This window comes from Limisphaera sp. VF-2 (assembly GCF_049537125.1).
GTDB lineage: Bacteria > Verrucomicrobiota > Verrucomicrobiia > Limisphaerales > Limisphaeraceae > Limisphaera.
Genome location: NZ_JBMVQY010000001.1, coordinates 735743 through 760231 on the forward strand (window position 1 = coordinate 735743; position 24489 = coordinate 760231).

General features: G+C 64.9%; 15 protein-coding genes. 10 read left to right on the top strand and 5 right to left on the bottom strand.

Going from position 1 to position 24489, the window contains the following annotated elements; genetic code table 11:
- Nucleotides 1-158 precede the first annotated feature (158 nt).
- Nucleotides 159-1472 carry a PhoH family protein gene (locus tag ACPDIT_RS02610; protein WP_423441280.1) on the bottom strand — a complete coding sequence of 438 codons (1314 nt, stop codon included), beginning with the start codon at nucleotides 1470-1472 and terminating at the stop codon, nucleotides 159-161.
- Entirely contained in the window at nucleotides 1469-2137 is a 669-nt protein-coding gene (locus ACPDIT_RS02615) for a glutathione S-transferase family protein (RefSeq protein WP_423441281.1), read from the bottom strand. The genes ACPDIT_RS02610 and ACPDIT_RS02615 overlap by 4 nt, the downstream gene beginning before the upstream one ends.
- 357 nt (nucleotides 2138-2494) lie before the next feature.
- On the opposite strand from ACPDIT_RS02615, the gene ACPDIT_RS02620 reads away from it, so the two are divergent.
- The 6 genes from ACPDIT_RS02620 to ACPDIT_RS02645 all read left to right on the top strand — a co-directional run bounded on the left by ACPDIT_RS02620 (nucleotide 2495) and on the right by ACPDIT_RS02645 (nucleotide 11259).
- Complete coding sequence (locus tag ACPDIT_RS02620; RefSeq protein WP_423441283.1) at nucleotides 2495-3220, top strand: glycosyltransferase; 726 nt, start codon at nucleotides 2495-2497, stop codon at nucleotides 3218-3220.
- Between the two features lie 217 nt (nucleotides 3221-3437).
- Nucleotides 3438-4805, top strand: a complete 1368-nt coding sequence (gene tilS / locus ACPDIT_RS02625) for a tRNA lysidine(34) synthetase TilS (RefSeq protein WP_423441284.1) — start codon at nucleotides 3438-3440, stop codon at nucleotides 4803-4805.
- Nucleotides 4806-4928: 123 nt separating this feature from the next.
- Nucleotides 4929-6908 (top strand): ATP-dependent zinc metalloprotease FtsH, encoded by a 1980-nt coding sequence (gene ftsH / locus ACPDIT_RS02630; protein WP_423441285.1) that lies wholly within the window; start codon nucleotides 4929-4931, stop codon nucleotides 6906-6908.
- A gap of 1800 nt (nucleotides 6909-8708) precedes the next feature.
- Entirely contained in the window at nucleotides 8709-10067 is a 1359-nt protein-coding gene (dnaA, locus tag ACPDIT_RS02635) for a chromosomal replication initiator protein DnaA (RefSeq protein WP_423441287.1), read from the top strand.
- 255 nt (nucleotides 10068-10322) lie between these two features.
- Nucleotides 10323-11093, top strand: a complete 771-nt coding sequence (locus ACPDIT_RS02640; protein WP_423441288.1) for a hypothetical protein — start codon at nucleotides 10323-10325, stop codon at nucleotides 11091-11093.
- 7 nt (nucleotides 11094-11100) lie between these two features.
- Entirely contained in the window at nucleotides 11101-11259 is a 159-nt protein-coding gene (locus ACPDIT_RS02645; RefSeq protein WP_423441289.1) for a hypothetical protein, read from the top strand.
- A gap of 97 nt (nucleotides 11260-11356) precedes the next feature.
- On the opposite strand, the gene ACPDIT_RS02650 is transcribed toward ACPDIT_RS02645, so the two are convergent.
- Nucleotides 11357-11746, bottom strand: a complete 390-nt coding sequence (locus ACPDIT_RS02650; protein ID WP_423442561.1) for a rhodanese-like domain-containing protein — start codon at nucleotides 11744-11746, stop codon at nucleotides 11357-11359.
- A gap of 140 nt (nucleotides 11747-11886) precedes the next feature.
- On the opposite strand from ACPDIT_RS02650, the gene ACPDIT_RS02655 reads away from it, so the two are divergent.
- Nucleotides 11887-12837, top strand: a complete 951-nt coding sequence (locus tag ACPDIT_RS02655) for a DMT family transporter (protein WP_423441291.1) — start codon at nucleotides 11887-11889, stop codon at nucleotides 12835-12837.
- Between the two features lie 126 nt (nucleotides 12838-12963).
- On the opposite strand, the gene ACPDIT_RS02660 is transcribed toward ACPDIT_RS02655, so the two are convergent.
- A complete protein-coding gene (locus ACPDIT_RS02660) occupies nucleotides 12964-14577 on the bottom strand; it encodes a LamG-like jellyroll fold domain-containing protein (protein ID WP_423441293.1) in 1614 nt (537 codons plus the stop codon).
- A 1005-nt stretch (nucleotides 14578-15582) separates the two neighbouring features.
- Here ACPDIT_RS02660 and ACPDIT_RS02665 point away from each other — a divergent pair.
- Together ACPDIT_RS02665 and ACPDIT_RS02670 are read left to right on the top strand one after the other, a co-directional pair.
- Nucleotides 15583-17391 carry a DUF5060 domain-containing protein gene (locus tag ACPDIT_RS02665; RefSeq protein WP_423441294.1) on the top strand — a complete coding sequence of 603 codons (1809 nt, stop codon included), beginning with the start codon at nucleotides 15583-15585 and terminating at the stop codon, nucleotides 17389-17391.
- Nucleotides 17392-18129: 738 nt separating this feature from the next.
- On the top strand, nucleotides 18130-19776 hold the full coding sequence (locus ACPDIT_RS02670; protein WP_423441296.1) for a hypothetical protein: 1647 nt from the start codon (nucleotides 18130-18132) through the stop codon (nucleotides 19774-19776).
- 842 nt (nucleotides 19777-20618) lie between these two features.
- On the opposite strand, the gene ACPDIT_RS02675 is transcribed toward ACPDIT_RS02670, so the two are convergent.
- Entirely contained in the window at nucleotides 20619-21269 is a 651-nt protein-coding gene (locus ACPDIT_RS02675; RefSeq protein WP_423441298.1) for a hypothetical protein, read from the bottom strand.
- 2536 nt (nucleotides 21270-23805) lie between these two features.
- Between ACPDIT_RS02675 and ACPDIT_RS02680 the strand changes: the two genes are divergently transcribed.
- Nucleotides 23806-24486: a hypothetical protein gene (locus ACPDIT_RS02680; protein ID WP_423441299.1), complete on the top strand. Its 681-nt coding sequence runs from the start codon at nucleotides 23806-23808 to the stop codon at nucleotides 24484-24486.
- The last annotated feature ends 3 nt before the right edge of the window (nucleotides 24487-24489 follow it).

Consider the following 24489-nt stretch of genomic DNA (forward strand, 5'->3'; position numbering starts at 1 on the left):
GGGCGAATCGCATGTCGGCCCGAGGGGGTCTGGAGCGGGGCTTGCCGCCCGCGACCGGGGCCGTGCCACGGGGGCACCGGATCCGCACGCGCCGGCACCGTCTCCGGCTCCAGCTCGTCACCGGGGTATTCGCGCAGCACGGGGCGTTCCCCGGGCCCTCACAACAGGTTGGCCGCCAGCTCGGCCAGCTCGGAGCGTTCGCCCTTTTGCAACTCGACGTGCGCGGCAATCGGTTGTTCGCGGAACCGGCTCACGATGTAGTTGAACCCGTTGGAGGAAGAATCCACGTACGGATTGTCGATCTGGTAGGGGTCCCCGGTGAACACGATCTTGGTCCCCGGGCCCACCCGCGTGACAATGGTTTTGACCTCCAGCGGGGTGAGATTTTGGGCCTCGTCAATGATCATGAACTGATTGGCGATGCTGCGGCCGCGGATGTAGCTGAGCGCCTCCACAACGATGCTGCCGGAACGCAGCAGATCCGTGCTGCGCCGCTGGTCCTGCCCCATGTTCAGATCGCTCAACAGCTCCAGCGCGTCGTGGATCGGCTGCATCCACGGCGCCAGTTTCTCCTCCAGCGTGCCCGGGAGAAAACCGAGCTCCCGCCCCATGGAAACCGTCGGCCGCGCCACGACCACCCGACGAAATTCCCGGTCCAACACCGTGCGCTTCAACCCGGCCGCCATCGCCAGCAACGTCTTGCCGGTGCCGGCCTTCCCCATCAAGGTCACCAGCTTGATGCGGTCATCCAGCAGGGCATCGAAGGCGAAATGCTGTTCGCGGTTCCGCGGCTTGATGCCCCAGACGCCCTCTCGCGTGTCCAGGATCGGGATCAACCGCGTGCCGCTGACATCCACCCGTGCCAGCGCGGTGCGCTTGGGATTGGTTTCGTCCACCAGCGTGCAGTACTCGTTGGGATACGCATGGTGTCCGGGCGGCAACTCCAGTTCCCCATTGGCGCGAAACCGGTTGATCTCCTGCGGGCTGACGGTGAGCTCGATCATGCCGGTGTACAGGTCCGTGATGAAGACACGGTCGCTCTCGTAATCCTCGGCCGCCAGTCCGTAGGCATCAGCCTTGACCCGCAGGTTGATGTCCTTGGAGACAAGAATGGTCGGATGCCGCGGCGCCTGTTTTTGCAGCTGCAAACACAGCGCCAGAATCCGATCGTCCACCGACATCTCTGTCGCGCGTCCGTTGCGCCCGTTGCGCGCCGGCTTCTTGGGACAAACGATCCGCAATCGCCCGCCATTGGGCAACGGGACCCCCTCGCTCAACCGGCCCTGACTGCGCAGGCTGTCCAACAGACGCGACACCGTCCGCGCGTTTTGTCCCAACTCGCTGGGCTCGCGTTTGAAGCGGTCGATCTCCTCGATGACCTCGATCGGGATCACCACCTGGTTGTCCTGGAACTGCAGCAGGGAATGCGGATCATGCAGGAGCACATTGGTGTCCAAAACGTAGGTTTTCACGGCTCAAACTGACGCAGTTGCGCTCGTTCCATGCGATCGTACCAGGCCCGCAGCCGCGGGCAACGCGCCGGCAGTCGGTACTGCCCCGAGTACAAGTAATTGGCCAGCATCCCCCACAAATCAAAGTCCACAAAGCGCGGCCGCGCATCCAACAGGAACGGGCGCGTCTCCAGCATTCGTTCAAACGGCAGGATCCGCTCCACCAGCAAACGCTGCCAGTGCGCCCGTTCGCGACGCCACTGGTCCAGGCAGCCCCGGCCGAACCGCCGTTCCTTGAAGCGCAAAAAGTCCAGTTGCTCCGCCGGGGGCACAAACCGGCGCCAGTGAATGTCGTTCAACCGAAACGTGCACGCCTCGACGGCATCTTCGATGTACCGCCACAAGATGTCCTGAACACCGTCCCACGCCCGCGGAAACAGGCCCAGCTCCAGTTTCACGTCGAGGTATTTGGCGATAACCTGGGAATCGTCCGCCACCTCGAAGACCACCGTGCGCCCGTCCCGCACCACCGGCACCTGGTAATACCGGCCCCGCGTCAGTTTCCACACCAGGGACCGATCGTTGCTGGGGATGTTGGTGATCTTGAAGGGCACGCCCGCAAATTCCAAGATGCGGCGCTGCACCAGACAAAACGGGCTCCACGGAAACTGGATCAGTTCGATCATGACCTTGCTTCCTTTGCGCCATTGCATTCCGCACTCTAGTGCGACCCGCCGCGCCCCACAAGGTCATTGCCCGGCCCCCGGGCCCGGCGGGCCCCACGCAGCCCCTGCCCCGTGCGTCCCCAGAGCCCGCCCCGCACACACCTCGGCCGGCCCACACCGCCGCGCCGGACACGTCCTCATGCCGAGGATTGCCGGCTCGCACCCGCGCACGGTCAACCGGTCCCTCGATGCCGGACCGGCGTCCGCCGACGCGGCCGCGCAGGACCTCGCCGCGGCTTTGCAAGCCGTGCCCGGCCCCCGCGACACCGGCCAACTCGCTATTGTCCCCGAGGGCGCACTGCGTCACACTCTTCTGCGGTGCGTATCTGCGTTGTCATCCCCGCGTTCAACGAAGAGCGCCTGCTGGGCCGAACCTTGCAAGCCGTCCAACAGGCCTCGGCGGCCTTCCTCACGCGCGGCTGGGACCGGGAAACCATCGTCTGTGACAACAATTCCACCGATGCCACCCCCCGGATCGCAGCCGCCGCGGGCGCTCGCGTCGTTTTCGAGCCCGTCAACCAAATTGCGCGTGCCCGGAATCGCGGCGCCGCCGCGGCCACGGGCGACTGGCTGATCTTCCTGGACGCCGACTCCCAACCCACGCGTGCCCTGTTCGAGGAAGTGGCCCGCGTCATCGAGGCCGGCCGCGCCATCGCCGGCGGTTGCACGCTCACCATGCAAACCTCGCACCGCGTGGCCCGCTGGATCCTGGCCGGTTGGAATCTGCTCAGCCGCATGGGTGGTTGGTTGGCCGGGGCCTTCATCTTCATCGAGACCCCCGCGTTCCGGCAGCTGGGCGGGTTCAACGAGGCTCTCTATGTGGCGGAGGAAATTGAATTCACGCAGCGGCTCAAGCGCCTGGCGCGAAAAGCGGGCCGGCCCATCGTCATCCTTCACCGCCACCCGCTGCTGACCTCGGACCGCAAAGTCCGGCTCTATGGCCCGGGTGAACACCTCCGATTCTGGTGGCAGGCCCTCCGTGCGCCCCGCCAAACCATGACCTGTCGCGATGCTTGTCCCGTCTGGTACGATGGACGTCGCTGAGAACTCCGGGCGCGCCCCCGGGCCCGGGGCCCGGCCCACACGGAACAGCCCTCGCCGAGACCGCGTCCGCCGAATCCCCGCAGGTTCGAGGCGGCTGAACCTCGGAGAACCTCCTCCCCACGCCGGCCCGGCCCTGCAGGGAAAAACTGCGCCCGGGGGTTGATCCATGGCTCGCCACTCCGCGCCATTCTCAAAACCGGAGAGCCTCGAGCGTCACGTGGCCTCGACCATCCAGCGCCACGGTCTGATTGCCCCCGGCCAAAAGGTACTGGTGGCCGTCTCCGGCGGGTGCGACTCGATGGTCCTGTTGGAGCTGTTGCACCGACTGGCGGAGCGTTACGAATGGAAACTCGCCGTGGCGCATTTCAATCATCAACTCCGCGGCGCGGAAAGCGACGCCGACGAGGTCTTTGTCCGCCACCAGGCTCAGTTGCGCAATCTGCCCTTCTTTTCCAGCCGGGGCGATGTGCGCAGCTGGGCCCGTCAACACGGCCTGTCCCTCGAAATGGCCGCCCGAGAGTTGCGACTCCGCTTCCTGGCGGACACCGGCCGACAGTGGGCTGCTGCGGCCGTAGCCCTGGCCCACCACGCCGACGACCAGGTCGAGCTGTTTTTTCTCCGGCTTCTGCGCGGCACCGGCGGCGAAGGGCTGGAAGGCATGCGCTGGAAGAGTCCCGCCCCGGTTCCAGCTCCGGAGACCGAAGCCTCCGGACCCGGCCCTCTCTGGATTCGGCCCTTGCTGGACCTTTCCCGCGCCAGCCTGCGCCGCTACGCAGAGCTCCGCGCCCTGCCCTTCCGCGAGGACACCACGAACCGCTCGCCCCGGATCCTCCGCAATCGGATTCGTCACGAGTTGCTGCCGCTGCTGGAAGCCCACTACCAACCGGCCCTGCGCCCCGCGATCCTGCGTCTCATGGAGCTGGTCGGCGCCGAGGCGGCCGCGGTACGGATCTGGGCGGAACAATGGCTTCGCACCGGCCAGCCGGCCTTTGACCAACTGCCCGAGGCCGTCCAGCGTGCGGCCCTGCGCCTTCAACTCCGCCGGCTCGGCCAAGCGCCGACCTGGGATCTCGTGGAACAACTGCGCCTGTATCCGCAGCGGCGCATCAACGCCGGCCCCGCGCGCTGGTACATCCGCGACCCGGCCGGCCGGGTCCGACCCGAAGCCGGTCCACCCGGCCCGTTCCGGAGCGCCGAATTGACGCTGGCCCTGACGGCACGCGGACAGGCCATCTTTGACCACGTGCAGGTGCGCTGGCAAATCCGGCCGCACACCGCCCCGCCGCGACTCTTGGGGAAGCCCGGTCTCGAGTACTTCGACGCCGATCGCGTCGGCTCCCTCATCCGACTGCGTCACTGGCGACCCGGCGACCGGTTTCAACCCCTGGGCATGCCCGAGCCCGCCAAACTCCAGGACCTGTTCACCGCACGACGTGTCCCCCCCGCCGAGCGACGTCAGCGTCTGCTGGCCGAGACCGCCCGGGGAGAGATCTTCTGGGTTGAGGGCCTGCCCCCGGGCGAATCGTTCAAGCTCACGCCCACCACCCGCCGCCGCCTGCGTTGGCAGTGGTCTCGGGCCGGGTAAAGCCTGGTTGCAGCCCCTCGCCAGCCATGATAGGTTGCCCCGGCATTAACGACTTCAAACATGGCTGAGTCCAATCCAACCCGAGGCGATAACAGCGGGTCGCACCGGTCCCCGGAGTTCCGTATGCAACCCCGCACCTGGGTGGTGTGGGTCATGATCGTCGCCGGCGTGATCGTGCTGATGACCCTGCGGAATCGCAACCAGGAGCAGGCCGTGGAGATTTCCCAGGCGCGCTTCCTGCAACTGGTCGAGTCCAACCTCGTTGCGCGCGCCAAAATCATCTACAGCGCCCAGTCCCCCTTCCTCACGGAAATCGTCGGCACCTACTACGCCACCGACGCTTCCGGCAACCGCATCCAGGAAAACGGCCGTGACAAGGAGATCCGTTTCCATGCCCGGGCAAGGCTCACCGAGGCCATGGAGGATCGGCTGCTGCGGCTGCCCAACTTCGAGCCGCACGAGCAGAACGTGGTCGTCATGAACGTGCTGCTCAGCATCCTCCCCATCGTCCTGATCGCGCTCCTGATCTGGTTCTTCTTCATCCGCCAGATCAAAATGGCCGGCAAGGGCGCCCTCTCCTTCGGCAAGAGCAAAGCCCGCCTGCTGACCAAGGAACGCAACAAAACCACCTTCAAAGATGTCGCCGGCATCGACGAAGCCATCGAGGAGGTGGCCGAACTGGTCGAGTTTCTCCGCGACCCCAAAAAGTTCCAGCGCCTCGGCGGACGCATTCCCAAAGGCGTGCTGATGGTCGGGCCCCCGGGCACCGGCAAGACCCTCCTGGCCAAGGCCATCGCCGGAGAAGCCGACGCCGCCTTCTTCAGCATCAGCGGGTCGGATTTCGTGGAAATGTTCGTCGGCGTCGGTGCCAGCCGGGTTCGCGACATGTTCGAACAGGCCCGCAAACACACCCCGTGCCTGATCTTCATTGACGAGATCGATGCCGTGGGCCGCAGCCGCGGTCACGGGCTGGGCGGCGGCAACGACGAGCGCGAACAAACCCTCAATGCCCTGCTGGTCGAAATGGACGGCTTCGACACCACCGAGGGCATCATCATCATCGCCGCCACCAATCGCCCCGACGTCCTCGATCCGGCCCTGCTGCGGCCCGGCCGTTTCGACCGCCAGGTCGTCGTCAACCTCCCCGACGTCCGCGGCCGCGAAGCCATCCTCAAGGTCCATGCCCGCAACATCAAACTGGCCCCCGATGTGGATCTGTCGGTCATCGCCCGCAGCACGCCGGGCTACTCCGGGGCCGAATTGGCCAACCTGCTGAACGAAGCGGCCCTGCTGGCCGCCCGCGCCGGCAAGAAAGCCGTGGGCATGGAGGAACTCGAAGAGGCCCGTGACAAGGTTCGCTGGGGCCGCGAACGTCGCAGCCTCGCCATGAGCCCGGAGGAAAAGCGTTGCACCGCCTGGCACGAGGCCGGCCACGCCCTGGTCAACGTGCTGCTGCCGCACACGCAGCCCCTTCACAAGGTCACCATCATCCCCCGCGGTCAGGCCCTGGGCGCCACCATGTCCCTCCCCAAGGACGATGTCCTCAACCGCCGCCGCAAAGAAATGCTGGCCACCGTGGCCGTGATGATGGCCGGCCGCATCGCCGAGGAAATGATCTCCGGCGACATCTCCACCGGAGCCGCCGGGGACATCCAGCAGGCCACCAACATCGTCCGCGCCATGGTCACGCAGTGGGGCATGAGCGAGCGCATCGGCATGGTCCATTACGGCCGCGACGACGAATACATCTTCCTTGGCCGCGAAATCGCCAGCCACCGCCCGTACAGCGAACGCACCGCCGAGGAAATCGACCGCGAAGTCAAACGCATCATCGACGAACAATATCAGGTGGCCAAACAACTCCTCGAGGCCAACCGGGACAAACTCGAGTTGATCGCCAACGCCCTGCTCGAATACGAAACCCTCGACGGCAGCCAGGTGGAGGAAATCATCCGCACCGGCCGGCTCACCGTCCGGCCGCCCGCACCCAGGGGAGAACCACCCATGGGCGCGCCCGCGGGTACGCCGCTGCCCGAGATACCCCCCAAGCCCGCCAGCCCCACGCTACCCGGCTTGGGCAGTCCCGCCCCCGCCACCGCCTGAAGCAGGGCAGCTGGCCGCCCGGGCTGCCCGGAGCAATCCCAGATTCGCGAATCGGCGCAAACCGGTAACTTCGCCTCCACGACACAGGGGCACCTCTCACCCTTTCCGCGCCGGAAGCGGAGCGCAGGGCCCCCGCCTCCGGCACGCGAAGACCTGACCAGATCCCACACGAACAGACACCGCCCAGCCCTGCCAGCGCGACCGACCTTGCAGGACGGCCTGCACCGGGCCGGGACTGCTCCGGCCGCAGCCCATGAGTCCACGCGTGGAGAAGCTGCAGGCCGAAAGTCCTGAAACCGCCTTCTGCTCCGCAGCGGCTCTCGACGGGCGCGCCCGAGCTTCTGGATCCTCCGAAAACTCGGCGAGATTTTTTGGGCGGCCGCGGCACGCGGAAAGCCGAGCGAAAACGGCGTTTTCCTCAGAGGCTTGGCCCCCGGGGCTCAAGAACGGAGCTGCGATCCCGGTTGTTCACGGATCGCACGGACCACTCCACGCGTCGAAGGCGCTGCAACCCGTGAGCCCGGGGCAACGCTCCGCGAACTACGTCCCCACTACGGGCGCGCCTTGAAAGGGCCCAACCCGATGACCCCACCGGGAGAGCCGGGCGCCCCCATTGAATTCGGCCCCCTACGGGTGGGCCCCATCTCGAGGGGCTACCTGCCCGGGGCGCTGGCCCGGGCGGGTGCATCCACGCCCTGATGAGCGAAACGCACGGCAGGGCGAAGACACGAATCCCAACTCCATCAATCGGGCAAACGTGGGAGAACGTTCGACGTCCACCAACAAGCCACCGTAGCCTCGAAGCCCACACGCGGAACTCGAGCGCGTCCACAGTCGAGTACTGCGAAACCAACAGCAGACCGGTCGTGATCCGCTGACCGTCGCGCGTTCCCAAACGCCGGCCCCTCCGGTCGCGGCGTCTCGTGCGTCCGAGAGCTCTGCATGTGGCCCCAGGGCGCAAACGCGATCGCGGCCGCGCCGCCTCTTCGCCGCCGGGATCTGAAGAACCTCCGTCCGGCTCGCACGCCGCCTCGGGATCCGCAAAGTCCGGTGGCGTTCTTCGTCCAGATTCACCGACAGTGGTCAGTGACTGCTCAATGCTCGAAGCACGGTCGGCGAGAAAACCAACAGTGGGGGTTCTCCCAGCGAAAGTCTTGCCCCACACGGGTTCGGTTTCGAGGGCGATCGCCGCACCGAAGATGAAGGTCATGCGCGGACGGATTCGAAGAATGGAGTGCCGCGTTCGATCGCCGGTGTTTCGTGCCCGCGCCGCAGACTGGGTTCGCGCGCAGATCATCCCCCGCCCTTTCAAGACATGGACAGGTGAAAAACTCGAACGAGTTGTTCCCCGAGGCTGTGAACTGCGTGTTGCCGCCGCCAGACAACAAAGGGGCATCGCCCGATCTTGGGCTCACTTTTTGTGCCGCCGGTCCGGAGGGCAGACACGCCCCGGGCTGTGAACAACCGGTCAATAACTCGTGACATCTTGCTCTTCCCATCCCGGCCTTCTTCAGCTACAAGGGGCATCGCTTTCGCGGCAGGAAGCGCAGCGCCACGACGGCGCTGCACAGGCGTGGGCAGGCCGCGAAGGGCTGTTTCCCAAGTTGTTGAACGGCAACAGGTTAAAGAGGCCGAGGGAGGGGTCTTTTGGCCTCGATCCGGAAAGGGATCTTTGTGTTGCCCGGAATCGGATTTGGTGCTATGTGCCGGGCCGGTTTGGGTGGCGCGGTGGCCTGCAAACCGGCCAGGTGAATAAAAACCGCGGAAAACCGGCAGCTGAAGCCGGGTTGTGGCAGACTCATGGAAGCAGCAGCGCGAATCTGGTCGGCGGCCCAGAAGCATCTTCAGACGCTTCTGGCGCCGGACATTTACAACCTGTGGTTCGCCCCCATTCGCGCGGTCAACCTGGAGAACGACCTGCTGGTCCTGGAGGTGGCCGACGAATTCCGGGAGGTGTGGCTGCAGGAGAACTATCGTTCGGTCCTGGAAGATGCAGTGGCACTGGCTTCGGGTCGGCGCATGACGATCCGTTTCCAAGTGGCGGCCGATCCGCCCCCACCGGCCCCGCCGGTGACCTCCTCCGTTCCCCGGACCCGCCCGCCGGGGTCCCGCGCGGCCCGGCCGCCCGAAGTCCGCGAGGTGCAGTTCAACCCCAAAAACACCTTCGAGACCTTCGTGGTCGGCGCCAACAACAACCTCGCGTATTCCGCCGCGCTCGCCGTGGCGCAATCTCCGGGAAAAGCGTACAACCCCCTGTTCCTGTACGGCGGCGTGGGGCTGGGTAAAACGCATCTGCTCCATGCCATCGGCCAGCACGTGCTCACCCACAAGGCGCAGGCCCGGGTGGCGTACGTCTCGTGCGAAAAATTCACCAACGAATTCATCGACGCGCTCCAAAACAACAGCCTGATGCAGTTCCGAAAAAGGTATCGGAACACGGACGTGCTGTTGATCGACGACGTCCACTTCCTGGCCGGCAAGGAGCGGATTCAAGAGGAGTTCTTCCACACCTTCAATGCATTGCACGAGGCACGCAAACAGATCGTGCTGACCTGCGACCGACCCGCAAACGAGATCCAGGGGCTGGAACAACGTCTGGTCTCACGCTTCGAATGGGGCCTGGTGGCGGATCTGCAACCGCCGGATGTGGAAATGCGGCTGGCGATCCTGCGCAAGAAGGCGGCCCTGATGGAGGCGCAGGTGCCGGAGGAGATCCTCAATTTCCTGGCCAACAACATCCGCAGCAACATCCGCCGCCTGGAAGGGGCGTTGATCCGGGTGGCCTCCTTCGCCTCCCTGACCGGCAAGCCGCTGACCCTGGCCAATGTGGAGATGCTTTTGCGGGAAATCCTGCATGAAGAAGGCCGCAGCACGGTCACCATCGACCGGATCATGAAGGTGGTGGCCGAGCGGTACGACATCCGACTGTCCGACATGACCAGTCGGCGGCGCCCGGAGAACATCGCCTTCCCCCGCCAGGTGGCGATGTATTTGGCCCGGCGTCTGACGGGCCTCTCCTACAGCGCCATCGGCGAGGCCTTTGGGGGCCGCGACCACGGCACCGTCCTGCACGCCTGTCGCCTGGTCAAGGACCGCATGGACGTCGATTCGCAGGTGCGTCAGCAGGTCCACCAACTGGAGCGCGATCTGCTCAAGTAGCCTTGCCGCACCCCGACACCCGGTCGTCGCGCCACGGGGCCCGCCGCAAGAGCGCACCGAGGCATTCCCCCGTACCCGCGCCGGTGCACGCAACGCACATCCCTTCAGTGAGCGCGTCCAGCCCCGCGAATCCGATGACTCCTTTTGCGCCAACCCTTCCGCCGACCGACCAAACGCCCCGTCGGAATCAACATTGACACCTTCGGTCCCCGGACCTAGGCTCGCACCGACGTTTGCTGTGGAGAGGACGCACACATGCTGATCCGAATCAGTCTCATCATTGCATTGGTCGCCGGACTGGCCACCGCGGGCATCAATCTGTTCACCGTCCGGAACAAAATTGAAACCCTCAAAACCGAGCGGAACAACGAACGGGCCGAAAAGGAGCAAGCGCGAACCGAGCTCGCGTCCACCCGTCAGCAGCTGGACCAAACCACCGCCCAACTCAAGAAGGCGCAGACCGAGCTGGCCACGGCCACCAAGGAACGTGACGAAGCCGTGGCCACGGCGGAAGCCCAGACCCGCAGGGCCAACCAGCTCAACGACGAACTGAACAAAACCCGCCAGGAACGAGACAACGCCCAGGCCGAACTGGCCGCATGGACCGCCCTCGGAATCCCGGTGCAGCAAGTGAAAGAGGTCGTGGCCCTGAACCGGCGCCTGCTGGAACAGGTGGACGTGCAAAAGGAGGAAATCCAGGCTCTCATCCGCGCCAATGCCCGTCTCACCAACGAACTGGCCCGCATCCTGGGCGGTGGCGATTACGTGGTGCGCCTGCCCGCCCAGTTGCGCGGCAAGGTGGTGGCGTATGATCCGAAGTGGGAGTTCGTGGTCGTCGACGTCGGAGAAGCCAACGGCGTCCTCGAATACGGTGAACTCCTGGTGAGTCGCAACGGTCAACTCGTGGCCAAGGTGGTGGTGCGGACTGTCGAGAAGAATCGCGCCATCGCCAACGTCGTGCCGGGGTGGAAATTGGCCGAGCCCGTGGAGGGAGACGAAGTCCTCCCGGCCCATCCCGCCTCGTGATGCGCCCATGAAAGGCTCCTGGCTGCTAGCCGGGTTCCTGCTGCTGGCCGTGGCCGCGGGCTGGGGTTGTGCTTCCGCCGACCCCGCCAACCGTTCAGCGCGGCCGTGGAACACCCCCAAGCAGTGGGAAACCGGGCTGCCCTCCGCAATCCTGGAAGGCCGGTGACCCGTACCGGAGTCCGGGTCCGCGGCTCTGGTGTTTCCAACCATTCACCGCTCCCTGCCGGAGCCCCTTGCCCCAAGGCCGCGTTCGCCCGGAACCTTCACTGCGGGGGCGGGGCTTCCCCGGACTCGATGGGCCACTCTGCCAAAAGCAGTGCACGATATCCCCCGATCAATGAAGCCACCCGCCGATAGCCCATCCGCTGCGCCGCCTCCGCCGCCAGGGCGGACCGATAGCCGCCTCCGCAATACAAAATCAGTTCGGTCTCCTTGTCCGGAAACCGGCGCTCGATATCGCGTTCCAAAATCCCCCGACCCAAATGCACCGCGCCCCGGGCATGACCCGCGTTCCACTCGTGATCCTCGCGCACATCCACCAGGACCGCTTGCGGATTGACTTCGAGGCGCGCACGCAGTTCGGCCACCGTGATCTCCCGAATGTGTTTCCTGGCCTCGTTGACCAGCGCCAAAAAGCCCGGTGAATGCTTCATGTCCACAGCATACGTGCGCATGCCGGTTTCTCCAAGCGTCACCCGGCGCCGCCCCGCCGCCGGTGCTCCCGGCCTGTCCCCGCGGCTCCCGCTTCCGATAGCCAACCGCACGGTCCTTTCATCCCGCACGAAGGCTCCCCATGAATACCGTCCCTCCCGCCACAAGCCGCTTGGTCCTGGGATTGTTGGTGGCCGTGTTGTTGTGGGGCTGCAACAACACCGGTGTCCGTTACCTGGTCCGCGATTGGCCGCCGGTTTTCACGGGCAGCACGAGGTTTCTGGCCGCCGGCCTGCTGCTGTTGGCCGTTCTGCGGTGGACCCGTTGGCTGGGCGACTGGCAACCCGTCCCGGCTCGTCTGCAACGAGCCCTCTGGTGGCGCGGTGGGTTCAGCCTCGCAGCCTATATCGTGGTGTTCAATGAGGCGCTGCGACACACCTCCGCCTCTCACGTGGCATTGCTCTTGGCGGCCTCCCCCATCTGGGCGCTCCTGTGGGAACACCGCACACCCACCGCGCACCACATCCTGCGCCGCTACGCGGCCGCCTTCTTGGGACTGTGCGGCGTTGCCGTGCTGACCGCACCGGCCCTGACCCGGGACCACTGGGGCTGGAAGGGTGAACTCCTGGGACTGCTGGCCAGCGTGTTGTGGACCCACTTCGGCCGCCAGTGCCGCTGGCTGGGCCAACACCTCAACAGCGCGGAAGTCACGGCCCACAGCATGTGGCGCGCCGCCGTGTGGCTGCTGCCCTGGTCCACCGCAGAGCTGCTGAGTCGCCCTCTCCCCTGGCGGCCGGATTTGATCGCCGTCCAACTCTACTGTGTCCTTGCGGGCGGCGTGGCCGCGTTCGGTCTCTGGACCCATGCGCTCCGGCACTGGGAGGCCAGCCGCGTCCTCCTCTTCAACAACCTCATCCCCATCACCACCATGGCCTGGGCCGCCTGGTGGTTGGAAGAACCCGTCACGGTCCGCTTCGCCTTTGCACTGGTGCTCATCGTGGGCGGAGTTTGGCTGGGCCAGACACCCGTCCCCCGACCCGCCCCGCCGCAAGAAAGTCGGCCCCAGCCACCGATCCCGGCAGCCGCACCCTGAACCGTTGTCCCACTGGCCCACCTGTTCAGGGGCCGGTTCTCCTTGGCAGCGAATTCAGACCTCGCCAACCCCGGCCCCGGGCGCGAGGCGGGATCCGCCCGTGCCGCGACACCCTGCCCTGCGCAATCACTCCAAACCCATGTCCTTCCGAAACGCCTCCACCAGCAACACGTGACGTCGAATGCTCTCCGTGCTGGCCTCGTTGTCATAGTTCAATCCATAAGGCCAGAAATGCGTCCCGTCCGAGTAGATCACCGCCCCCGGGCCGTCGAATTCCTGGATCTTTTGGCGCCCATGCGGGCCCTGCCAGACCCCACCCGCAAGGTTTGCCTGCCACTGCCACGTCGTGCCCACCCCCAGTGTGTGCGAAATCTCGTGCAGCGCCGTCCGGTACCCGATTTGACCTCCGAAATCGATCCAGCCACTGTAACTGGCCTGCGCCGTGGGAACCCCGGGATTGTAATTCACGGTCAAATGCTTGCGGAATGTGCCCCATTTGTTGTACTGCGCCACCGCGCCTTCCATGGCATACACGATGCGCTCCCGAATGTCCGCCGGCCAGTTCTGCCAGCCCGGCGCCAACGAATAGGTCAGCGGCCCTGGCGGCGGCGGTACCACCGCGGTCCGAATCGCATAAAAATGCGGCAGCTCCACCGGCAGCCCGGTCACCCTCACCACAGCCCGGCCCTGCGCGTCGAAGGCGTGGGTCCCCAGGTTGCTCCACCGACTCCACGGCAGACGGGCGTCGGTGGTATGCAAGACCTGAAAACTCATCCCCGGCGGACCATGGGCAACCTCCAGGGAAACGGACCCTGCAACCACGCCGCCCATCGAGGCTACCGGCCGGGGCGCGAAAAGGAACTCGCCCGGCTCCAGCGCCCGGTCCGAAATCCGGACCTCGTCGATGAAGCCGTACGCCCGATCCGTGTGCACACCCGCGTACAACCCCCGTCCCACGGACCAAGCACCCGCCACCCAATCCGGCCCCGTCCCGGAGCCCCGGACCAGTGCACGATTCGGACTGCCGCTGGCGACCAGATCCGTGCTCGCCACCAACAGATTGTTCACATAGAGCTTCAAAGTGTTGCCATCGCTGACCGCCGCCAGGTGATACCACGGCGCCTCCGCACCACCCGGACTGATCCCATACACCCAGCCCGGCGGCGAAAAGGCCCGATGGGTGTAGCCCGAAACATCGGTGAACACCACTGCGACACTGTCATCCGGACGCACCTGCAAATAAAAGGCCGCCAAATTCGGATCCGACCGCGATACATTGCGCGCGTCACGACCCACCACGGTGCGGTAGCCGCCGCTGGCCACGGCTCGATAAGATGCCTCCACGGTGAATTGCACCGGCAGGATCGCGTCCAGATTGATCCCGGACGGCCGGCTGTGCTGGGCCGAAGTAAACATCGCCGGGTAATTGCCCGTGTTCTGCACGCTGAAGCGGTTCGTCCATCCGAACTGCGGTACGCGCCCCGAAGCCACGTTCGTGCGGTAGGCAAACCCGGCATATCCACCCTGCGTCCACGCGGACAAATGATTCCCGTTCCCGGATCCATCCCGCACCGTGCCATGAAACGCGCCATCCGCCCCGGCATGCACCACCAGCCCGTCGGCAGGCCCCTCTTCGAACCGCCAGTACGCCACCGTGGCCGCGTGCATCTGCGCAGCAACGACCAGCATCCACACCCAACCACTGCAAATCTGAAGTGTTGAGCCTTTTCTTGCCACCATCGAGGGCATGTTCTTCTTCCCCCTCTCTTCGCATCGTTTCAGGCAAACGGGACGCCACCTCGTTAACCCGGATCCCCGGCCCGGTCAACCCATGGCATCCCTGCCCTGCGCCAAATGGAAGAGCCCGTCCGGCGCCGCCCTACACTCCCGCCCCCGGCTCAGGCCGCTGCCCTGAAACGCATCCCCCTCAGGCTGCTTATCGGATCTGACCCTGCATCCGCACACCCATCTACGGGTTTCCAGCACATCGCGTGCTGCCGTGTCTTTCCCAAGAGGCGCGAGGGACCTTTTCACGAGATTCCCGCAGCCCGCGGGCGATGGATTCCACGCAACGAAAATCCTTCGGAGCCCCACGCTCCGAACGCCCGTCCGCTGTCACACCGCAGTTCCTGTGTCATCGCGCCCCGCCCCGCCCAAGAGCCCCATTTTCACCGGCGCATGCGGAGGCAGCCTCCTGCGCCAGGGTGTTGAAAGCCTCGACCGGCCAGGGCAGGCTCAGCCAACCATCTTGTGGCACCCCGATCCGCGGCCGGCCGCGCCGGATCCCTGCGGAACACAGACCGGATTCCTGCGCAAAATCCCAACTTGGACGCCCGGGGGAACTCCGCGTAGCTTTACGGCATGGCTCCGGCCCGAGACGAACATCCCCACCTCCAGCCAGCAATCGAAGGTCCGTCCGCCACCGCCCGGACCTGCCAGCCCGGGGAATCTTCGCTGGGCGAGATCCGGCGACAAAAAGCATTTCGATGTTCCGGCGCCTCCACCTCCAGGGGTCTACGGTTCTTGACCAGGATCGCTGCCTGGGTCCGCCCGGGCGCGGCGATCTTGATGGGGCTTTGTCAGTGCGCCGCCGGACCTTGGATGGCGCAGCAGACTTCGACCGGGACGACCTCTCACACGCGTCCGCCCGGCGAGCACGGCGGGACAACGTCTGCTTCCCCGGGGAAGATGCGGGTCGCCCGCTCCGAATTGAACCACCCCCGGCTACCGGACGGCAACGGGTCCGTGAGCATTTCGGGCGAGTTGAAGCAATGGCACAAGGTCACGCTGACGCTGGATGGTCCCTTCGCACACGGACGCGACACCTCGCCCAATCCATTTACGGATTACCGGTTCGCCGTGCGCTTCCGACACGAATCCGGTGCACCGGATTACCTGGTGCCCGGCTATTTCGCTGCCGATGGGCAGGCCGCCGAAACCTCGGCCGAGTCGGGCACGAAATGGCGCGCCCACCTCGCGCCCGACAAGCCTGGTGTCTGGACGTACACCATTTCCCTCCTCAAAGGCCCGCTCGTGGCCGTCGATGACACGCCGACAGGTGAGCCCCTGGCGCCATATCACGGCAAGACCGGCAGTTTCACCGTGACGCCGACGGATAAGACCGGCCGGGATTTTCGCGCCCATGGTCGCCTGGCTTATGTCGGACGCCACCACCTGCGGTTCGCAGGTTCGGGTACGTACTTCCTCAAAGTCGGAGCAGACTCCCCGGAGACCCTGCTCGCCTATGCGGACTTCGACGGGACCGAGGCTCGCAAAAACGGCGTGCCCCTGAAGACGTGGGAGCCCCATGTACAAGACTGGCGCCCCGGCGATCCGACCTGGAAGAACGTCAAGGGAAAGGGCCTCATCGGCGCGCTGAACTACCTCGCCAGCCGGGGTGGCAACGCCGTCTCTTTCCTCACCTACAACGCCGGTGGCGACGGCGACAACGTCTGGCCATTCGTGGCGCGAGACGCAAAACTGCACTACGACTGCTCGAAACTCGATCAATGGGGGATCGTGTTCGACCATGCCATCCGCCTCGGCATTTTTCTCCACTTCAAGCTCCAGGAAACCGAGAACGACGACGAACGTCTGGGGCCCGAGCGCACCCCGGGACGTGTGCCCGAAGCGTTGGACGGGGGCCGCTTGGGCCTCGAGCGCAAGCTTTACCTGCGCGAACTCATCGCCCGTTTCGGCCATCTGCTGGCGCTGAACTGGAACCTCGGCGAAGAAAATACACAAACTTCCGAGGAGATTCGCGCCATGGCGGAATTCCTTCGCCGGACCGATCCCTACCAACATCCTCGCGTTCTGCACACCTACCCACATCAGCAAGCGGAGGTGTACGGTCCTCTCTTGGGAGAACAATCCGCACTCACCGGCGCGTCCGTCCAATGCGCCTGGCATCAAGTCCATCGCTGGACACTCCGGTGGGTCACGGAATCGGCGCGCAGCGGCCGCCCCTGGGTGGTTGCCAATGACGAGCAGGGAAACGCAGACACGGGGGTACCGCCGGACCCCGGTTACCAGGGCTATGCCGGCCTGAGGCGCAACGGTCATCCAGTGGGCTATGACCTCAACGACATCCGAAAACTTACCCTCTGGGGGAACCTCATGGCCGGCGGCACAGGTGTCGAATACTACTTTGGCTACGAACTGCCCGAGAACGACCTGCTCTGTCAGGACTGGCGCAGCCGGGAGCGCTCCTGGGATTACGGCCGCATCGCCCTGGAGTTCTTCCGTAACCACAACCTCCCCTTCTGGGACATGCGGAGTGCCAACACCCTGGTGGACAACCCCGGAAACGAAAACACCCGATTCTGCCTCGCCCGACCCGGGGGCCCATACGTGGTGTACCTGCCCCGCGGTGGCACCGCCGAATTGGACCTGACCGGCGTCGGGGGGAAGTTCGCTGTGCGGTGGTTCAACCCTCGCGCCGGAGGTTCCCTGCAGATTGGTTCGGTGACGCGCGTGCATGGGGGAGGCCGGGTGTCGCTGGGGCAGCCGCCCACCGACATACAAGAGGACTGGGTGGTGCTGCTGCAGCCATGAGCCGTGTTCCCACCAGGTACCAACCTCACAACGCCAATCCCGTGTACAAAACCACGACAACCGAAGCCATGACAGGCCCGCAGTTCTTGCCCGCGCCTGGACATGTAATGACCACGCCCCCGACGATGTTGCCCGCGCGAGACTTCGACAACCTCGGGTTTGGCCCTGTCAGATTCGCAGAAGCTGCGCGGCCCGGCGCGTCCGGGCTGGCATCTTCTTCTCAGAGGATGTGGCTCCTTCTTGCTCGCGGTCGGCATGTTTGGAACGAGCCCGCCCCTGGAGATCCGATCCGGCTCCGCTTCGCTACCAGGAGGTTGCAAGACGGTGGTCTGGAGAAACAGCTCTCCTCCCACAATGCCTTGTGCATACGCTCTGGGGAAACGCGTGCCGCTTTCAAGCCCTTGTTAGCTCTTTCCTACAGAACAACCTCCCCGTCCTCTAAGGTTCCAGAGTGCGTTGGGGGCAAGACCACTGACGCAGGTCAGCTGGAAGGATCAGGACCGCTGCTCAGGGCCCAAATATGCCGGGAGGCGGGCGCTGGAAATCTGCACGGGCAGGATGGCTCAGGTCGTCCCGGAATGCCCCTGGAACCCGGAACCAGACGCTTCAATGCGAACGAGGAAGCCGGATGGTATGATGTCTCCTGCACAGTGCGAAAGCATACGGCGAAGCGACGTCGCGAATGAGCCGGAGCCAGATCGCGGGTGGGGCAAGTGTTACGAAGCTCCCAGCTTGCTTATGAGAAGGTTGATTCTGGAGATCCTGAGTTCGATCCTGCTGGCTGCAACCTGCTGGTCCCAGGGAGGGGAGCCGAATCGCGACGGCGAGCCTGCGTCGTTCCACATCATCTCCGATTCGGAGGCCTTGCACGGTTACATCGGTTTCGCCCATGAACCGTTGCCGGCCGAAGGCGGCTATCACGCCGGCATGGGCTTCTACGTGGCGGTCTGGACCCTGGTGGACCAACCGCTGGCCCACTTCCAGATCGGTTTGCCGAGTTCCTGGATTCAACCGGACAACTCGGACAACAAAGACGTGCCGCTGTGCCCGGAGGGCACGCTCGCCCGCAGATGGAAGGAGCGGGGGCCCACGTGGAGTACCGTCTTCCAGACCATCGAAGGTGGCCTGGGCTACTGGGCCGGCAACCACTTCCGTTACGGACCACCCAAGTTCAGCATGAACGGCACCCCGCAATGCTACGACTACGAAATCGGTTCGCCCGGCTGGTCGTTTTTCCAGAGCAACGAGGCCCTGCCGGACGACCGCCTCGGCATCGCCCAGCTCAGCAATCGCGTTCTCATCCCGCCCGACGGGCTGCCGTTCGATGGCAATCCGAACGGTGAGTTTTTCGGCTATTCCTGGATGGCATTGCCCTTGACCGATCCCTCCTCCGACGACCCGCCGACGGGTGACCAGAGCTGGACCTGCTTCCTGAGCACGGCCAACTTCAAGGGCCCCATCGCCTATTACATCCCCGAGACGTGGAGCAAGATTGGCAAGCTCTTCCGTTATCCCTTTCTTTACGGACGCGGCCTCGATACGCGACCCGCCATCATGGGCGGAGGCGCAATGGAGATCAACACCGTTCCGCGCTTCGACGCCCGGGACGGCCGGGGAACGACCTACTCCAGGATTCCCCGGCTGCAGTGGCCCGTGGATGCTCAGGGCCGGGCGTATCTGGTCCAGGACGTCACTTACTACTCAAAGGCGGCGCTCTACGACCCGTTCAAAGCCTGGCGCGACGGAGGTGCCAACTGCCCGGGCCGCTTCGATCTCAAAGGCGCTTTCAAACCCCGCTTGACCACGCGCACTCCTCGTTACACCCAGGCCGGCAAACGCGTGGCAGGCATCGAGCGCGTGTTCGACACACGCATCTTCGAGGGTAACGTTTGGGGCCTGCAATGGTTCACCAACGACATCGCCCCCGCTGGATCGTTCCCCCAATACTACAGGGAAACCGGCGACCAGCGCATCGCCATTCCGGCTGCAGAAGTGCCAGCGGAAAGCCGGCTGCATGCGCAGCAGTTCACGCTGGCCAGGGTGGGCGGACCCTACACTTCACCCGCCACGGGCGCCTGGGCCCGGCCCGGCCCGAAGCTCGGCCCTTTCACAGCCAGGCTCAGAGACGGTTCGGTGGTGACCTACTGGTGGTATCGTTTCGTCGATCAGCCCGCCTTCCAGCAATACAACTGGACTCGCGAGAAGAAGGAAAAACTCCAGGCGCTCGTCGAGAGAATCCATGCTTGCTGGCCCCCGGATCGCGATTACATGCCGCCGCCCACGCGCGGCAAACTGGTATCGCTGGATCCCGGCCTGCTGGTCACGCCGCCACCGGGTCTGGACGTGGGCTACGTGCCCATTGTCACGAGCCAAAGGGCACAATGAATCCCGACGACGGATCGAAGCGAGTCAGGGCAGACGTGGGCATGGCGCCTTGAGGCCCGGACGGCATCGCTCCAGTCGGTCGAGAAGCCACAAGGGACCCTGTCAGCAAAGAGAAACCACGATCCCAACAACCTCGCGGTTCGAGAACGATCAGGGATCCCCGTGCCCCCCGATCCGAACGACGCCGTGCGACAAGGGACGGGGAAGCGGTTCAGGCGTGCTCCAGCCAAAGAGGGCCGGCGCAGCGACTGCACCTCGGGTGGACGCTGCGGCTCGAGCTGCTTCTTCCGCGACGGCATGCCTTCCGCCGTCCCCGATCTTTGCGGCAGCCAACCGATTGACCCGCCGAGTCACCTCAGCGAACCTGAGCCTCGCGAAGAAGATCGTAGGAAGAGCGTCTCCCGCCAGCCGCGTTCCAATGAATCGGGAAGTGAGCTCAATTCGCGCCAGTGAACCCGACGGCATCTCGCAATGCTCGGTTCCCGCTCCGCATGACCATCCCGCTCGCCGCGCCGAATTCCCAAGCTCGAAGGCCTTCGGTAGATGGAACATCCGAGATTACGCTCCCGACCGGTCGCCCGATGAACCAACGTCTTCTTCTCCCGATGCCAAACCGGGGACATGACCCGGGCCAGAGATGAACCGGAGCCTCAAATGCCCGGTGGGGATCCATGACTCGACCTCCCTCGGCATGGGATTCGTCATGGTTCCGGTGATCAACCGTCCCCGACCCCGCTCCTTCGATAACTCTGGACCCCACAAAACCTCTCCACAAGTGCCGAAAGGACTGGACCACACCGCACCCTGGTGTTCCCGGCCGCTTTGCGCCAGTCGCATCACGATCACAAAACACATCCATCCCTCGCTCTCTCTGCATAAGCCACAAGCTCCGGGCGCAGGTCCGGAGTCCGTGCCAGGAAATCGTCCACGACCCGGCCAAGCTCGGGATAATAGATGCACCAGTGGCCGATGCCATGGAGGGCGCTCTCGCGACAGGCGTCGTGGGGAATGGCGAGGAGTCGCGCAAGTACGAGAAGAACCTCGGCATCGAAGGCTCTGCGCTCCGGCAGATCGGGACGACCATGGATCGGGAGAATATCCCACCACATGTAACAAACGTCATTGAGCGGTTTTGCGCCGGGCTCGTCCAGATGACACAAAACGGGCGAGCAACGCAGAGCCATCACTTGCTCGAAGAGGGGAACAAAGGATCGAAGCGCGCGGACCCGTACCGCCAGAGGAACCTTTTCTTCTACCAATGAGAACATGAACTCGGAGCCGTCCCCGCTCACCACGAACCACAGCCCCTGGTCGAGCTGCGCATCGGAGAAGCGCTCCAGAAGCCGGCCGGAGTTTTCGAACATTTCCGCGATCAGGAGGGCGATCTGCTCCGGCTCGCGCGGGTGTGCGTCCCTTTCCTCCGGCCATTCATACGGTACGGGCCGGTCAAAAAGGAACTCGATGAAGCTGCGCACTGAATTGTCTGCTCGCATAACGTCCGGCCTTCGTCCCACAGCCCGCGCGGCCCGGCTGTCGGGAAAACAAGTCCTGCGATCTCCAAATAAGTCCGGTCGGCCTCTCCGTTCAAGACAACATCGCCCGGGGCGTCGGGAACCATCAACACATCATGCCAGCCGTCGTGAACCCCAACGTCATTAAGTCCCCAGCGCAAAGCGCAGCGCCGGTGCCTCCTGCATGCCCGGGGTCCGCCCGGCAGTGGAAGGACCTGTTCTGAAGCTGACGGTCCTTCCAGGGCCGGGACTTGCGGGATGCTTTTCGGAAAGGTGGCGTGGTCTGAACACACCGGGAACCGGATGTGCGCGCCTTATGGCAAAGCGGAAGTCGAGTGTCATGTGCACGGCGGACCTCTGGAAAGCAGGTCGGGTCCCACTTGGGCAGCTTCCCCTTGGCTGAGAAGGTTAAGAACCAATTCTACCGGTCTTCGGGCGGAATCCAGAGCCCAGTGCGAATTCAACACCGTAGCCGCCGACGGAAGTCGGCGGATCTCCTAACGATCCGCCTCGTTGCCCCAAGGGGTGCCATTCGGTGCAATCCTCTCTCTTGGGATCCTCGGCCCTTGGTCTTGTGGCAACGGATTCCAGTTCCAGCCCCGTGGCCGCCGGCGGAAGTCGGCGGATTTCAATGAACCAGCCGCGCCGGGCGCTCGGCCAAAGGTCTCCCTCCGGATTATCCGCCCCCTTCCGGCAGCGGCCACAGAATGTCGTCGGATCGAGCCACGATCCACGGCGTGGCTGCGCTCGTCGCAAGCTGGAGTGTGCGGCTGTGAGTGGATCGAGGGGCTCCCGCCCTGGGCGACCCCGCCTCGTGACCGGCAGAAGCCGGCCAACCTGGAATTGAGAGAAGCGGGCTGTCTGTCCGCGTCACTGATCATGTTCGCTGAAACCCTCCCACCATGAACTCCGAAGCTGCCGCGGGAGCAGTAACGCCACTGCCGCAATGCTCAGGAAAGGGCCCATCGGTAAATACCCAAGCCTCGCAATGCCGCAGCAAAGAACAACCCACCAGCCCGTCCGCGGGCATATCACGAAAGCGGCCAAGCCGAAGAGCCACGCGATGCCCGGGTAAAGGGGGAGGCACTTGATCGAAGTGCTCCGCGGCTCAAACCCAACCGCAGATCCAATCCGTGACCGAGGGCCAGGCTGGCCCGCACGTGGTCCGGAGGTCGGCGTCACGTGATCTGCGATGACCAGCGCACGACCGCCATCAAACATGAACCACCCGCCTTGGAACAGGGCACTCCCGAGAACAATCCACTTCATCAGGTGCGTGTTGGTCTTGCCGCGTCGCGTCACCGAACAGTTTGTATCGAGCCAAACCCGCATCTTATGAGTCGGGGAAAACTGGCTTACACGCGCAACTCAGGAGCTCAGCCGGGCGTGGCAGGCTGGATACCCGGTTTTTCTTCGCCGGAAAGGCGGGGCTCGTGGGCACGGCGGGCTTGCGTGGCGAAAGAGGCAAGAAGAGACTGACCAGGTTTTTGTGCGACGTGAGTCTCTTCTCCCTGACCCGGCCGGAAAGGCCCTGGTGGTCCCGCCTGAGGTGCGCGGGCACCAGGGATGAACCACCGCGCCCCCAACGGGTGACTGGTAGCGGCTTCCACCCGCGTGCAGGGCTCGGCCCGAAGATGGATCAGCCGGGCGCGCAGAACATCACGACGGAGGATGGCCCGGATTTGGCGCAGCACACGGGGCGGCGGTTGTAGCGGGCCGCCCACTCCGGTCCGCGAGAATCTTGCAGGGATCCCAGACCGTTTTCGGCGGCGGGGCGTAGGCCATGTAATCCATGTTCCCTGTGGCCGGGCCATGGGATCGACGGGGCCGCGGTGCCCATTGTAGTCGCGGCCAGAACAGAGGTCAGGATCCGGTCCAAGCTCGGCACGGCGTTTGCGGCTCGGTTCAGGACGGGCGGCCTGCGCGGCGTGGCCGCCGGCACTCAGGTGCCATCAGACCCCATCCCTCGCAGCGGGGATGACGCCCAAGCCGCTCGATCCCCCAGGGGCCGGGTCCGCGCGCCAGTCCACCGCCACTGAAAGGCGGGAATCTGGAGGCCGTCACGACGTGCCAGACGGGGGAGCTGCTTTGTTCCACACGGTCCAGCGGCCCGGAGACGGCCCGAGCAACTCGCCGGATCGCAGAGGGAGCGGGCGCGCCCGACCGCCGACCGTGTCCGTGCAGGGTCGTGGCTTCGGCACACTCGATCACCCGTGCGCCGGCTGCGATCAGAAAGCAACGACGGCGAATCATCGGAATTACGGCTGGCGTCGTGCACCGTGGAGGCTTCCGTGCCCTGCAGGCATTCGACCGTCTCGTGTGGGATGCGCGCATTTCCGATTTGGAGCCCGCACCCAAGAATCCCGAGAGAATGCACTTTTCCCGCGGCGTTCCCGTGCCGGGAAGCCCGGAATGCCGCGGAGCTCTCGGGGTGCCCGAAACGCGATACGCGCCTGCGTCCGTTGGGATGCATCGCTCCCGCTTTACTGGTTGCCAGAGAAGACCTAGAGTCACGGGCATGGCAGCGGCGTTTGATCCTTCCGAATTCGTGGACCCGGACATGCAGGTGGGGCGTCCGGGCGCCGGCACGGCCGCGACGTTTCGGGCAGGGGCGGACCGTCCCGTGAAGCGCGAGGAGGTGGAAGCGCGGGTCCTGGAGACCCAACAGCGGCTGGCCGAGTTGAAACAGCAGCAGGAAGCACTCGAACGAGAGCGGGCGGCCCTCGAGGAGCTGCGTCGGCGGCAGACCGAATGGCACACCGGCCGCGAGGAAATGCTTCAAAACCTCACCCGGGGCATTGGGCTGCTGGAAGAGGCCGAACAGGAAGCCCGACAACAAGCCGAACAAATGGCGAGGTCGCTGGCAGCCTTCCGCGATGCGTTGGAAAAAATCCGTGCCATTCGGGAAGAAGATTGGACACCGGAGGATTTGAACCTGCAGCTGACGCGGGCCCTGACGGTGCTCGAAAACGCCCGGATGGAATGGAACAGTGCCCGCCTCAAGTTTCCGATCCTCAACTCTTCGGGTGCCCCTTCGCGGGCCGACTCTGCGTCCGGCAGGCCGCCCACCTGGGTCGAAAGCTTGGACGAGCTCGGCTGGGGCCGATTGGCGCGCCTGGGGTTGGCGCTCACGTGGCCCGTGGCGGCGGTCTTGCTCTTGTTGGGCCTGGGCTGGATGGTCGCTCAGTGGCTGCGATAGACC

Excerpts from the sequence above, each read along its gene's own strand:
- ACPDIT_RS02615 (WP_423441281.1), bottom strand. The coding sequence starts at position 2,137 with ATGATCGAACTGATCCAGTTTCCGTGGAGCCCGTTTTGTCTGGTGCAG.
- ftsH (WP_423441285.1), top strand. The coding sequence starts at position 4,929 with ATGCAACCCCGCACCTGGGTGGTGTGGGTCATGATCGTCGCCGGCGTG.
- dnaA (WP_423441287.1), top strand. The coding sequence starts at position 8,709 with ATGGAAGCAGCAGCGCGAATCTGGTCGGCGGCCCAGAAGCATCTTCAG.
- ACPDIT_RS02640 (WP_423441288.1), top strand. The coding sequence starts at position 10,323 with ATGCTGATCCGAATCAGTCTCATCATTGCATTGGTCGCCGGACTGGCC.
- ACPDIT_RS02645 (WP_423441289.1), top strand. The coding sequence starts at position 11,101 with ATGAAAGGCTCCTGGCTGCTAGCCGGGTTCCTGCTGCTGGCCGTGGCC.
- ACPDIT_RS02650 (WP_423442561.1), bottom strand. The coding sequence starts at position 11,746 with ATGAAGCATTCACCGGGCTTTTTGGCGCTGGTCAACGAGGCCAGGAAA.
- ACPDIT_RS02655 (WP_423441291.1), top strand. The coding sequence starts at position 11,887 with ATGAATACCGTCCCTCCCGCCACAAGCCGCTTGGTCCTGGGATTGTTG.
- ACPDIT_RS02660 (WP_423441293.1), bottom strand. The coding sequence starts at position 14,577 with ATGGTGGCAAGAAAAGGCTCAACACTTCAGATTTGCAGTGGTTGGGTG.
- ACPDIT_RS02670 (WP_423441296.1), top strand. The coding sequence starts at position 18,130 with ATGAGAAGGTTGATTCTGGAGATCCTGAGTTCGATCCTGCTGGCTGCA.
- ACPDIT_RS02675 (WP_423441298.1), bottom strand. The coding sequence starts at position 21,269 with ATGCGAGCAGACAATTCAGTGCGCAGCTTCATCGAGTTCCTTTTTGAC.
- ACPDIT_RS02680 (WP_423441299.1), top strand. The coding sequence starts at position 23,806 with ATGGCAGCGGCGTTTGATCCTTCCGAATTCGTGGACCCGGACATGCAG.